This window comes from Clostridium collagenovorans DSM 3089 (assembly GCF_900130005.1).
Classification (GTDB): domain Bacteria; phylum Bacillota; class Clostridia; order Clostridiales; family Clostridiaceae; genus Clostridium_D; species Clostridium_D collagenovorans.
The window spans coordinates 57,914-72,128 of sequence record NZ_FQXP01000008.1 but is presented as its reverse complement, the minus strand read 5'-3'; the positions used below and the strand labels follow the sequence as shown (position 1 = coordinate 72,128).

9 protein-coding genes and 1 riboswitch are annotated in these 14,215 nt (G+C 26.6%); of the genes, 1 reads left to right on the top strand and 8 read right to left on the bottom strand.

Features of this window, described 5'->3' with window-relative positions:
* Window positions 1–70 precede the first annotated feature (70 nt).
* Window positions 71–895 carry an AraC family transcriptional regulator gene (locus tag BUA48_RS10790; RefSeq protein WP_072832074.1) on the top strand — a complete coding sequence of 275 codons (825 nt, stop codon included), beginning with the start codon at window positions 71–73 and terminating at the stop codon, window positions 893–895.
* Window positions 896–1,233: 338 nt separating this feature from the next.
* On the opposite strand, the gene BUA48_RS10785 is transcribed toward BUA48_RS10790, so the two are convergent.
* The 8 genes from BUA48_RS10785 to BUA48_RS10750 form a co-directional block, all read right to left on the bottom strand.
* A complete protein-coding gene (locus BUA48_RS10785; protein ID WP_072832073.1) occupies window positions 1,234–1,857 on the bottom strand; it encodes a phosphatase PAP2 family protein in 624 nt (207 codons plus the stop codon).
* A 149-nt stretch (window positions 1,858–2,006) separates the two neighbouring features.
* Complete coding sequence (locus BUA48_RS10780; RefSeq protein ID WP_072832072.1) at window positions 2,007–2,708, bottom strand: polysaccharide deacetylase family protein; 702 nt, start codon at window positions 2,706–2,708, stop codon at window positions 2,007–2,009.
* Window positions 2,705–3,784: an MGDG synthase family glycosyltransferase gene (locus BUA48_RS10775; protein ID WP_072832071.1), complete on the bottom strand. Its 1,080-nt coding sequence runs from the start codon at window positions 3,782–3,784 to the stop codon at window positions 2,705–2,707. The genes BUA48_RS10780 and BUA48_RS10775 overlap by 4 nt, the downstream gene beginning before the upstream one ends.
* A gap of 226 nt (window positions 3,785–4,010) precedes the next feature.
* Window positions 4,011–9,119, bottom strand: coding sequence for a rhoptry family protein (locus BUA48_RS10770; RefSeq protein WP_072832070.1), 5,109 nt, complete (start codon window positions 9,117–9,119; stop codon window positions 4,011–4,013).
* A 96-nt stretch (window positions 9,120–9,215) separates the two neighbouring features.
* Window positions 9,216–9,929 carry a hypothetical protein gene (locus BUA48_RS10765; protein ID WP_072832069.1) on the bottom strand — a complete coding sequence of 238 codons (714 nt, stop codon included), beginning with the start codon at window positions 9,927–9,929 and terminating at the stop codon, window positions 9,216–9,218.
* 232 nt (window positions 9,930–10,161) lie between these two features.
* Window positions 10,162–10,367, bottom strand: a riboswitch (cobalamin riboswitch).
* 147 nt (window positions 10,368–10,514) lie between these two features.
* The gene (locus tag BUA48_RS10760; RefSeq protein WP_072832068.1) at window positions 10,515–11,390 is read right to left on the bottom strand and encodes a MerR family transcriptional regulator; all 876 of its coding nucleotides are present in this window, start codon (window positions 11,388–11,390) and stop codon (window positions 10,515–10,517) included.
* 55 nt (window positions 11,391–11,445) lie between these two features.
* Window positions 11,446–12,312, bottom strand: coding sequence for a metallophosphoesterase (locus BUA48_RS10755; protein ID WP_072832067.1), 867 nt, complete (start codon window positions 12,310–12,312; stop codon window positions 11,446–11,448).
* A gap of 411 nt (window positions 12,313–12,723) precedes the next feature.
* Entirely contained in the window at window positions 12,724–13,857 is a 1,134-nt protein-coding gene (locus BUA48_RS10750) for a ribose-phosphate pyrophosphokinase (RefSeq protein WP_072832066.1), read from the bottom strand.
* Window positions 13,858–14,215: the final 358 nt, after the last annotated feature.

Genomic DNA, 14,215 nt, shown 5'->3' with positions numbered 1-14,215 from the left:
ATTATGTTGCATAAATATATTTTTATCTTATAATTAAAATATATTTATTTTACATTTAAGGAGTATATTTATGATTAATGATATCGAATATTTATTTCATAATCCTCTATATGTAAGTAGTTCTTTAACCTTATATCATTGTGGTTTTGAGAATTGTAATCCAAAACATGATTTTGGTCCTGCTATCCGCCCTCATTATCTTTTTCACTATATATTAAGTGGAAAAGGTAAGTTTTATGCAGGAGATAAATGTTATTCACTTAAAGAAAAGCAAGGCTTTTTAATTTGTCCTGGAGATTCTACATATTACATTGCAGACGAAAATGAACCTTGGAATTATTTTTGGTTTGGATTTAACGGATATGAAGCTGAAGCAATACTTAAAAAATGTAATCTTTCTATTGAAAACCCTATCTTTAATAACAAAACTGATAAGGGGCTAGAAAATACATTAGTAAATTTAATAAAATTATTTGAAAGTTCTACTTATAATGAATTTGAGGCTATAGGACAGCTATATATGATTTTTTCTACGATGTATACTATAAATATATTAGAAAGCAAAGAACAAGAAAAAACTTATATCGATAAAGCCATAGAATTCATACTTAATAATTATACTTATAATATCAAAGTATCTGATATTGCAAAATATATAGGAATAGATAGAACTTACTTATATAAAATATTTATAAAATTTTATAATCTATCTCCACAGCAATACTTAATTAATTTTAGACTTCACATTGCCTGTAACCTTTTAGAAAACTCTAATTTGAGTATAACTGAAATATCTTATTCCTCGGGTTTTAAGGATATTCCATCATTTTATAAGCACTTTAAAAAAACTTATAAAATTACTCCTGCTAAACATAGATGTAATTTTAAACAATAACAAAATTAGTTCTATAAAATATACAATTAAAATTTATATTTTATAGAACTAATTAATTTTTAATATTTTTAATTAACATAAGAATATATAAATATAGTCTATATACTTTGCAATATTAAAACTACCTTAATAATATCTTGGTTAAATTCTAGTATTCCACCATAATGTTATAAAGATAAATAAAGTTTATTTAATTAAATATATTTTTAAATACATGAAATCCCCTATATATTTTTTTATTTCAATCAATCAAGCTATATAGAAGATTTCAATTTAGTTATTGACCAAAGCAGAATTCAACTATATATGAAGAAAATTATTTGAAACTTATCTACTAACTATTTATATTTAAGCTTATATTTTTCTTCCTTGTACCATAATGAATATACTAATACTGCAACGGATGATCCTAATAACCACCCACCTAGTACATCACCGGCATAGTGTACTCCTAAATATATTCTACTTAGTCCTATTATAATTGGCATACAAGCAAAAAATACACATAAAATATTTCTTTTATAATTATTTTCTATGTATTTTAATGTTACTAAGATTAAAATAGTATATAAAGCTGCACTACTCATAGAATGTCCACTTGGAAAACTATAGCTACTTTCTTGTACTAATCTTAAAATATTAGGTCTTTCTCTTAAGAATAAATTTTTTAAAATAGAATTTAATATAGTAGAAACTATAAGCGTTATAGAAACAGGGAATGCTATAGTTTTTCTTGATTTAGGTATAATAAACAAAACCACACAAAAAATTATAATAGGAATAGCACTACCTAAGTTAGTTATAACCTTAAGGACATTAGTTAGTCCTGGAGACATATACCTAACTACAAAATTATAAATCCACAATTCTGAATCTAAAGTAATTCCTAAATTTACTCCAGTAGCTAAAATTATAAATAATAAAACAGATGCAACTATAAATATTTTACTCTTATCCTTCAATCCTCTTCCTCCTAAAAAACTATATAAATAATCTTTATGAAAATCTTACTTATATGCTTTGCAATCTTAAAACTTCACTTATCGTTATTAACTTCTAGTGTATCACTATAAGTTAATAACGATAAGTGAAGTTTACCTAATTAAATATATTAAGCCTTATTATTTTCCATATAAAAATCATCTATATTTAAAAATTTAAATCCCTTTTCTAATAACTTAGGTATTACCTCTTCTAAAGCTTGTATAGTTCTTAAGGGCGCTCCCATTGCTCCCCTCCCATCATGAAGACAAATAACTGAACCTGACTTTGTCCAATTTAATAAACGACTTTCTATGTCTTCAACAGTCGTATACTTAGACCAATCACCAACCATAACACTCCATAAAACTAATTTAAGATTATATTTTTTAACATAATATAATGTAAATAAATTTACTTGTCCCCAAGGTGGTCTATAATAAACCACATTTGATTTAAAAGAATTTACTATACTTATTGTTTCTTTAAAATCATTTTTTGTATAAAAATACCCATGAAACATAGCATTTTTGTGCTCTAATGAGTGAATACCCAATGAGTGTCCTGCTTTTAATATTCTATTTATTATATCTGGACTTTCTTTAGCACTCTTAGCTACTACAAAAAAAGTTGCTTTAATATTATACCTTTTGAGTAAATCCAATAACTTATTTGTATACTCTATACTAGGTCCATCATCAAAACTTAGCAAAATACTTTTATTATGCTTTCCATTTTCTATGGATTTCCTTATCTTTATTCTATAATATAATGTAGGTAAAAGGCTATACAAATAAAATCCCATTCCTATAATTAAAATAACTTTTATCACATTTCTCTCCTATCCTTAAACTCGTCTACTAATGAAACTATCTTATTACTATCCAGCTCACCCATTATACTCTTCATATTATTTTTCATCTTTAATAATTCATTTTCATCATAAATAAGTCTTTTTACCTCCTCTAATAATTCCTTTTCATCTCCTTTTATTACCTTTCCAATTCCATTATTCTCTATAAAATCTGCATTTTCTATTTCCTGCTCTAAAAAAGGTTTAAAAACCATTATTGGAATCTCTGAATAAATGGCTTCAAATAAAGTTATACCTCCCGCCTTTGATATAATCATATCTGCCTCTCTCATATATCTAGAAATTTTATCAGTATATGAAATAACATCAATATTAGAATATTTTCCGTATAAACTTTTAAATACCTTCCTATTTTTTCCACAAATAACTCTTATATTGATATTATTAAGTTTGCTTAATTCTTCATATAAATTATCATGTAATGGGATTAATCCTAAGCCTCCACCCATAATTAATATACTCTTTTTATTAGTTTCTTTTAACACTTCACTTTGATTTTCAAATTCTTCTCTAACAGGAATTCCTGTAATGTAAATATTTTCTTCTTTTACTCCTTTTTGAAGTAATTTTTTTTTGTTTTTTTCTGTAGCTACAAAATAAGCATCTGTCTTAGAATTAATCCAATCACTATGTAAGCTAATATCTGTAGCACAAGTTATTAATGGTATTTCTATATTAGAAATCTTTTTATATTCTGATATAAATTTAGAACTCATAGGCAAAGTTGAAATAATCATATCTGGAGTATATATCTTTAACAATCTTCTAATTTTTCTAATAAAACCTATTCTTAAAGGTATTTTTATTTCTCTTTCTGTTATTTTATACAGCACATTATAGATTTTATGACACTTATGAACTACTATATTAAATCCCATATATATAACAGGATGTATAATAGGAAAAATATATTTATTTATATCTACAATTGTGCAATTAGAATTTAAACATTCTTTATTTAATTTTTGCTTAATTGCAATAGCAGAAGAATTATGTCCCATTCCAAAACTTCCTGTTAAAATTAATATGTTCATAGTTATACTCCTCATCAAACTTATTTCTTATAAAGTCTATAATTAAATAAGTTTAGTATAACCAGTAAATAATATTAATATTTATCCTATATTACAGGTTAATTTAACATAAAAAAGGCTGTATCCTCAAATAAATTTATATGCAACATATTGTATTTATAAGTTAATTACAAAGACAATATATTGACATATTTATTATTAGTGATACAGCCTTTTTAAAATTATTTTATTCTACTTTTCTTTTTTTAGTATATTTTAATATAACTACTAAAGATAAAATACTTAGTAATAAAAGCATCTTTGCATTTGATCCATCATTGGTTTTTGGATTTTCCTTATCATCTTTATTTATACTTCCACTATCATTATCTTCTTTGTTATTTTCCTTATCATTTACTTCTTCCTTAACTTCTTTTTTAGCTACTGCTATTGAACCTAGTTTATTTGTTTTAAAGGTTATTTCATTTTCCTCTAATGTAAATAGCTTATATTCTAGCTCTCCATTTTCCTTAAATTGAGCTATATAGAACTCACTATTTTCTATATTTTCAAGTTTAAATCTTATTGTAAATTCATTATCTTGAATATACTCTTCTGTGCATCCGTCTTCCATAACTCTATAAGCTTTTATGCTTATAAAATTCATAAGCTCTGCATCTTTTTCTTTTTTAAGAATATCATATAAGCTACCATACTCTTTTGAATTATTATCAATTATATCCACTTTGATTTTCACATCCCATGGAAGTTCCTCTAAAATAGAAACCAAAGGATTATTTTTATTTTCTAAATTTATTTCTTTTTTAATTTGCTCCTTTAGACTTAAAACATCCTTAACTAGCTTATTATCAAGTAATTCCTTAGCTGATGAGGACATAGCTTCATAAGATTTTTCTGCCGCTTTTATAAGTGAAATGATTTTCTCTGATTTTAAATCTTTTTCAGCTTCTAACTTAGCTTCTTCAAAAACCATATTAACTTTATTAGCTTCTTCTAAGTCTTCTTTAAATTGAGAAACTAGTTTTCTTGTATCATCTAAAACCTTATAGTTTGATACATAAGTTTTGGCACTTTCACTTAATTTGTTATATTCCTTATCAATATTTTCAATATTAATTTCTGTATCCTTTATATTAGAAACTGTAATTTTATTAGGAAGTTTAGAAATCATATCTTCTATATTTTTAGCATTTTTTAAATCCATTTCAGTATTTTTAACTTGTACTCTTATTTCCTCAATAATCTCTTTAAATTTTAAATTAGGTTTATTTTCTATACCTTCTAATACTAAATTATCTAAATAAGTTTTAGAATCTTTAAAGGTAACATCATATTTTTCTAAGATGCTCTTTGCATATTCTAAATTTTTATTATTCACTGGTTCTTTTTCTAACTCTACATATAATTTAACTACTTCATCTATATAAGATTTCAAATAAGCTTCTATATACTCTTCATATTTTTTAGCAATTTCATCTACTTCTTTTAGATTATTAACTAAAGGTAAATAATCTTTATTTTCATTTATACGTTGTTTTTGCTTATCTGTTAAATTATCATACTTTGATTTTGCCTCTGCAATTTGTTTAATTTGTTCCTTAGTAATATTAATAACTTTGTTTCCACTTTCATCAGTACTACTTATTTCTTCAACCTTTGGAAGCATTGATATTACTTTCATAACATCTTTAATTTGTAATTCATCTATATATTTTTCAGCCTTTTCTAAATCAGCTAAAGCCACAACATCCTCTCTTCTATCTTCAGGAATATTTCCATAAGTAATTCTTAAATCACTAACAAATTTAGTCCATGAAGACCAAATATCCCATGTTGGCTCTCCATTTTTAGAAGTTTCTTCTAAAGGCTTTTTAAGTAACTCTATATCATTATTTACTTTTTCAATAAGCTTTTGAGTTTCTCTTAACTCTTTAATTTTTTTCTCAGCTTCTTCAAGCTTCTCATAATTATTTACATAAGATTTTTGTTTTTCTGTAAGAGTATTATATCTCTTTCTTGCATCCAATACCTTTTGCTCTTGAGATAACTCTTTAATTTCACCTAAATTATGAATTTCATCTATAACAGTTTTAATTTCATTAAAGTCTTTTATTATATTTTCTGCCTCTTGTAGTTTTTCATAATTTATAATAATTTTTTGTTGAGCAATACTTAAGTTATCATAAAGTTCTCTTGCTTTCTTTGTAACTTCTAATTTACTAGTAAAGTTATCAAAATTTATTTCTCCAATTTCATTAATAGACTCTACAACTTTATTAATTAAATTAAAATGTTCAATTGCATTTTCTAGTTTGTCTATATTTGTTACATATCCTTGTAACCTTAATTTTTTCTCACTATCTGAACCGCCAAGTGAGTCATAAGCTTCCTTAGCTGCTAAAACCTCTTTATAGCTTTCGTAAGACTCTTCATCAATTTTTTCAATTAATGATATAACATTATCTACTTCCTGAGTATCCTTAATAGTACACATTCTAACCTTAGGTTTATTAACAAGTGAATAATCTATATCTGCCATAGCCTCATGTAAGTTCCAATATTCATCACCTAAACCAGAAACTTTTTCATTATTAGTACTTAATGCTTCTTTTAATAAATCAATTGCTTTACCAAGCTTTGTCTTTAAAGTTCCTTCTTCCATAGAATTATATTGAGTGATTGACTTATTAAGTAATTCATTTACCTTAGAGATATTTAATGTATATCTTTCCCATACATTACTTCCATTAATAATATCGCCAAATCCAATTATAAGATCCTTTGTAAATCCAGGGTTTGATACTATACCAGGATTTACTACATCATTAAATGTATTATAAAATTTGCCATCTGATGATTTTAAATGCTTCATTGCATCAAGAGGATTAGTTATTATATTCTTTCCATCCTTATTAGTGTAATTAATTTCATAAAAAGTTGCTGGATCGACACCATTAGCTGCTATACCTGATAACACACATCCATTAGTATAAGTATTAGCACTTTTCATTGTATTTGAAAGAAATAGCCCCATATTTTCTTCATCGCAGTATTTACCTTGTAATTCATTAAGAGCTTTTAATTGATTATTTTTTAAATCATTAAGATTTTCAATTATATCCATTTCCGTCATATATGGTGCTGCTGCTGCAAATGCCCAGCCTCTCATATCTAAATCAAAGGTTTCAGCTTGTGCTTGTCCTTTCACTGTCTCAATCAAATACTGTGGGATTTCTGCCCCAGCCGCTTTTAATCCCATAAGTGCCCATATATTATTAGCATACGGACCAAAGCCTCCACCTTCTTTTTCACAATCCAATAATCCTTTAACATAATTTACACCCTTAAAATCATATGGATTTTCACCTAACATTACTAATTCTAGAATAACAGCTCCATAGGTAGTTGCTTGAGTAAAACTTGCATCTTCTACGTCAAATACTGTTGCATCTTCTAAAGGAATTCCAGTAGCCACTGATTTAAATACTCCCCAATACCCCTCTGATGCCATATCCTTCTTTTCATTTTCTGGTCTATTATTCCATCCACTTAGTAATTCCTCTGTGTTTTTTATAGTATCCTTAGAAACTTTAAAAAACTGATTTTCTCCTTCAATCTCGAAATTAATATAATGATTTTTCTTAGAAACACCATCCTGTGCTGTTACTTCAATTGTTACAATTTTCCCAAAATCCTCTTTTTCTATATCTAATCCTTTTTCTGCAGATATAGCTTTTCCATTAACAGTAAGACTTGCACCATCTTCTGGAATTACCTTTAAATTAACCCTTTGAGAATTTCCTACCTCTGTATGATAAAGACTATTATTTGAACTTATCTCTTCTTTTAAAGTTCCACCTTCAATTTTTAAATCTTTTATATTACAACTTGAAGACTTTCTAACTATTCTAAAATAATGTTCTTTTATATCACCATTTGCTGCCTTTACATTTATTTTTAATAAATCTCCATCTTTGAAATCTTTAACTTCAATAGCTATATATTTTCCTACTCTATCTCCTCTTTGTAAGCTTTTATCTTCTAATTCCCAAGTAGCCTCTGGATTACCTGTTGTAACTCCCAAAAGTATTTTTTTACTACTTTCTCCTTCTGTTGTAGGTAATGCTATCCTATGAGGATTTTCCACTGTTCCATCCTTTAATTCAACTGGATAAGAACCCATTTCTGTATTAGTTTTTGCAACAAATTCATTTGCTTCAACCACTGAAAGTGATGTATCTGAGGATTTCTCCTCCCTTCTTTCATCACCATTCCAATTTACTATAAATACATAGTTATAGTAATTTACACTTCTTCTCATAGCTTGTTTTATATTTTTAAGTGAAGTTATTCCCTCTTTAACATCTTCTTTTACGAAAAAAGGTGTCACATATGTTTTACCATTATATTTTTTTTCTGTCTCTGCCATTACTGATGGTTTAGACTTACACATTACCTCAATTACGTTAGTTCCTTTTTTTAAAGGTAAATCCTGACTGAAATAATTACCATCCTTCAAATTAGAAATATCTAATCTTGCTGGATCTGAACCATTAATAGCTACATAATTTTCTCCTGAACTTAACCAGTCACTTGATTGTTGTGCACCTATTTCTTTTTTTATATTTCCCTCTATTTTAACTGCCAAAGCATTTATACTAGAATCCTTTAAATCTATAGTTTGAATGTAGGATTTATTATTACTTTTTGTACTTATACTATAAGCATCGCCCTTATTATCATATAAAGCTAAATGGTTTTCTGCATTATATAAACTTATAGATTCTGCCGATATTCTAGCTGTTGAATTTTTTCTATTAGTATCTATAACTAAATATTTAGTTGTAATATTGGAGTTTTCTTTTACTTTAAACCAACAGACATATGCATCTTCATAGCTTACACCACTAAATCCCATTTTACCTGTATTTATCTTAAGACTCTTTATTGTATATGAATTTTCTTCTTGCTCTATATTTTTTTCTATACTCCAATTATGATTTTCTACACCTTCATAGCTCTCTTTATAGTCTTCTCGTATACCATAAGAATCTCCTGCTTCAATAATTTCAGCATTTTCTGAATTTAATATTACATCAAATTGAACCTCTGTTTTTAAGAATCCATTCTCATTTAATGTTGTAGCGATAAATACATTACTATCATTACCACCATATTTTATAACCTTATCACATTTATTATCTACATTAGAATCACAGATTACGTTTTTTATTTGAATGTCATTATTTACAGCAGCCTTTACATTTATATTTAATGTAACTACTAAAAATACACTGATAAAAACCAGACTTAAATTTCTCATTATTTTTTTCATTATTATATCTCCTATGTAAAAGGAATGAACCTTATATAATTTATTTATAATGTCCATTCCTAATCATCTTCATTAAACCTTATTAAATTTATATTTTTACCATGAAGTCATAGATAGCTCATAAATCATGTAATATGTTTTATTAGCCTGTAAATCAATATTATTAGGATAATACTCTGATTTATATGCTTCATTAGGTTGTTCTGGATCAAACTTTGCTCCATCTGGTACTACATAAAATCCCCAAGAATATCCTAACCAATAATTTTCACCTGGAGCTCCATAATGTTCCTCAACGGTATAAGTGGATAAATCCGATAAACTTTGTATAAATATTCCATTTTCATTCGGCTTTGTGTATTGCATATCAAATCCATACATAAATGGAGTTTTATTTGCTGAATTGTTTTTTTCATAAAGTGATGCTGCTTGTCCCATTTTATTTACTGCTGAGTTATATATAGCATCAAAAGCCGTTGGAACATAGTTAACAGCATTATCAAATAAGCCTACAAAACCTGTTGGTTTTACTACTGGACAATTTTTAATACTATTTTTATCAATAGTAAATGTTGAAGATTCATACATATTTTTGACTTTAGTATACCCTGATGTAGGTATTGTCATTCCATAATCTACTATAGTTGGAGAAATACAAAACTTAACATTTACATTTTCAGGTATACTAGATGTTGTTGCATTTGAAGCAAATGTTGGAACACTTATGATTACTGTCATAAGCATAGCCATCACCATTGATAAAATTGCTTTTAATCCCTTTGTGTTATTCATGTGATTCTTTCTCTTCATAAAAATAACTCTCCTCCCAATGTCTAAATTTTTATTATTTCAAAGGATTTTTTCCTTTGCTATAACCTTAATAATTTATCTTTTTTATAATTAGGTATCAGGAGTAATTTGTATAATATCTTAAATTAGTATTATATTTGCAGAGAAGAAGTTAGACTCGCTTCATAGTACCTTTAAATATACGTACCATAAAAAAGGGTATAAAAAATAAACATTCGCCTATACCTGCAAATATTACTATGTATATCGGGTAGATTGTTCTGACTTAGGTTCATCCTACTAAAAGCGCCTTCCCAGAATATAAAATTCCAGTGGCTTAACTGCTTCTTTCGTCACCATCACAGCAGGGATTAGTCTGTACGGTTTTTAACCGACTTCCTCTTTTAACAACGCTCCACATTTATTAGTAGTTTGTTGACCCGACAATTTATGAAATTATAATTGCATACTCTCTTAATTTTATCCTATCACTTTTTAAACAATTGTCAATAATATTATTACAAATTATACATAATTTTTACTTATTCCTTTATACCTGTATATTTTAAATTTAATTACATTATTTCAAAATATATTAAAAGCTTATTATTTATTTAAATTTTCTATTTCAGGATATTGTTTTAATAACTTTTCATTAGCTATTTCAAGTTGTTTATAGTACTCAGCATAGCCTCTACTTAATCTCTTCATAGATGGAATAAAAATATCATAATATCCACTAGTGCTATTAAATTCTTTCATTAATTCTTGAATTTTATAAACTGGAGATTGTTTATATTCCTCAGACTGTTTGTATTTTAAATATTCCTCAAGCATTTCTTTATTTTCTTTTAAAAACTTATCTGGATTTTCAATAGATTTCTTAGTACTTTCATTCATTTCACGTATATTAATTGTGTTTATATGCTTTGTATTCTCAATTAAAAATTCTTGTAACTCCTCTGGAAACTGTAAAGCTGGCACATTATCCAGAAAATTTACTATATCATCATATGCATCCTCTTGTTCCTTAGTTAGGATTGGCTCATTTAAAAATCTTGAAAAATGTAAGCATATGAACCTACCATAATATCCTGGAAAAGAATCCATAAGTTTTTCTAATATAGTTTCATTTTTCTCAATAACCATAATTCCTTCTTTTATTTCTGCCCAGTCACTTCCAGAAGTTAATTTATTTAATAGTTTCTGCTTTTCCTTTTCTCTTTGAATTCCTAATTCTCTTTTTAAAATAATTTTATTCAATGAATCAAATTTATTTTCTTGTAACACCACTTTAATATCTTCTACTCCAATGCCTAATTTACGTAACATTGAAATCTTTTTTAACGTTTCTATATCATTCTCATTAAAATCTCTATATCCATTATTTAAAATCTTAGCTTCAATCAATTTATGTTCTTCATAATATTCTATAGCCTTTTTAGTTAACTTCGTCAATGAACATACTTCCTTAATTAACATACTTATCACCTCATTACAATGATAAACTAATCCCTAAGGTTATAGTCAAGTTCTTTTATTTATTATTTATCAAGGTTACCTCTACAATCTCAGGTCTGTTAAATATTCTTATAGGCATAACACTATTGCCTAGTCCCCTACTTACAAACATTGTAGATCCGTTATTTTTATACTTTCCACTTGTATACTTAGGAAAAAATCCTTGATCTGGAGCTACAAGTCCACCACCAAAAGGAGTTCTAAATTGTCCTCCATGAGCATGTCCAGAAAAAATTATATCCATATCATTTTCATAATATAAATTAAATAGCTCTGGTCTATGGGAAAGTAAAATTTTAAATGACTTTCTCTCTTTCCATTCTTTTAATTTTAATTCCACTTCTGAACTATCTGTGCCATCAATATATGTAGAAGTTAAAAAGTCAGGATCTTTTAACCCCAAAATATCAATCACTTCATTCTCCCTATTTAACTCTAAATAATCATTATCAAGTACATTTGCTCCTACTTCTATTAAATTATTTTTTATTTCACTATATTTACCTGACCATGCCTCATGATTTCCTGACACATAATATATTGGAGCAATCTCTTTTGCACCTTTAATAAATTCCATAGCTACTTCTAAATTATATTTTCTTCTATCAATTAAATCTCCTGTAATTACAATTATATCTGGATTGCTTTCTCGAATTTTGCTTAAGATTTTTTCTTGATTCTTCCCAAATCTCTTATTGTGTAAATCTGAAATATGAACTATTTTAAAATCATTAAATGCCTTTGGTATCTTGGAATTTACATATTCATGTTTAGTTGTAACAATATCATTGTTTTGCCAAAAACAAAATATTCCTATTCCTACTATTAAAGGTATACCCCATATCAATATCTTTAATATCCTATGCCAATTAATTTTACTCATCTCCTAATCCTAATAATATTCTTATGCCCTCTTATTTTTTTCTACTTACATATATATCATTACTCTTATAAATCTAACTATAAAAATTGATAATCTTGTATAAGATATATTCTTCTTAAAATACACCACAACATCGATTTTCATTACTATATTTTAATATTCAATCCTTAGATATATTATAATTCTTAGTCTAAAAATATTCTATTCCATTTAAAGATTTTATTAAACTATAAAAAATGCACCGCTTTTATTATAAAGGGGTGCATTAAAAATTTTCATAGTAATTACTCTTTAGTAAACTTTCCTTATCTTCCATAGCTTCTTACACTTATATGATTTCTTATCTTATATATTTATCTTTGAAATCACACAAAGCCTTTATAAAAACTCTTACTTATATTCTAATAGTTTTTATCTATTTACTAATTTACTGATTTTCTCAGTAGCATCTAATAAATGCTGTATTGACATACCATTATTTAAATAATATATTATATTAGCAATAAAAGATGAAAGATCCACTTCTCTTAACCACTCTGATTTTTTTATGTCATCTGGTATATAAGTTAAATTAGTTGAGTATACCTTTTCTATTAATCCTGACTCATAAAGCTCATTGAATTTATTAATTCCTTCTGTAAATAATGCAAAAGTTGTTGCCACAAATATCTTATTTGCTCCACGCTTTTTAACTTCTCTAACAATATCAAAAATAGATTCTCCAGAAGCAATCATGTCATCAACAATTATTACATTTTGCCCTTCTATACTTCTTCCCATATATTCATGTTGTACAATAGGATTTTTCCCGGATATTACAGTAGAGTAATCTCTTCTTTTATAAAATAATCCTATATCAAGTCCTAGAACACTAGAATAGTATATAGCCCTATCCATTGCACCTGTATCTGGACTTATGACAAGAAATTTATTTTTATCATTAATAAGTTCCTTCTCTTCATTAATTAAAGCCTTTACAATTGCATATGTAGGATATAAGTTATCAAAGGATATTAAAGGTATAGAGTTTTGAACATTTGGGTCATGCACGTCAAAAGTAATAATATCCTGAACCCCTAGTCTTTCTAACTCTTGTAAAGCAATTGCACAGTCTAAGGACTCTCTTCCTTTTCTTCTATGTTGACGACTAGAATATAATAGCGGCATAATTACAGTTATTCTTCTTGCCTTACCACCTAATGCAGATAACACCCTTTTTATATCTTGAAAGTGATCATCTGGACTCTTATGATTTTCAAATCCGAACATTTCATAAGTACAACTATAATTACCAATATCGGATATAATATATATGTCCTTGCCTCTAGCAGTATCCTCTAAAACAATTTTTCCCTCACCATTTGAAAATCTAATTTCTTTAACTGGTATCATGTAGCTTTCTTGGGACGGTCCATCAAAGTTATTTTCATTTCTTTCTTTAATTAGATAGCTATTGATTTTTTCCCCTAACTCCTTGCTACTTTCTAAAGAAATTATACCTATTTGCCCATAAGCTCCCGCATCTTGTTTAGAATATGTTTCCATATATTTTACACCTCATTTTTTTGATTTATATATTAATAAATGTGACAATCATATAAAAAACAACTCTTCTATATTTTTGTCACATTTATATTATTCATATACATGTCTTATCATTTAAATATATCTTTGCTATTAAACTAAAAGTATCAACTTTTGAATCCAATAATATAAATTTTACCTTATGTCATCCTTACATTATATAAATTCTTTTGCTTATATATTAGGTATATTCATATTTATAATCAAATTTTTATAAAGCATTTGATTATACTATAATTGTTTCACACCTTTATTATTCAACATATACTCCTATATATCCTTTAATTTACTTATATATTTTTCTCTATATTTCTCTAAA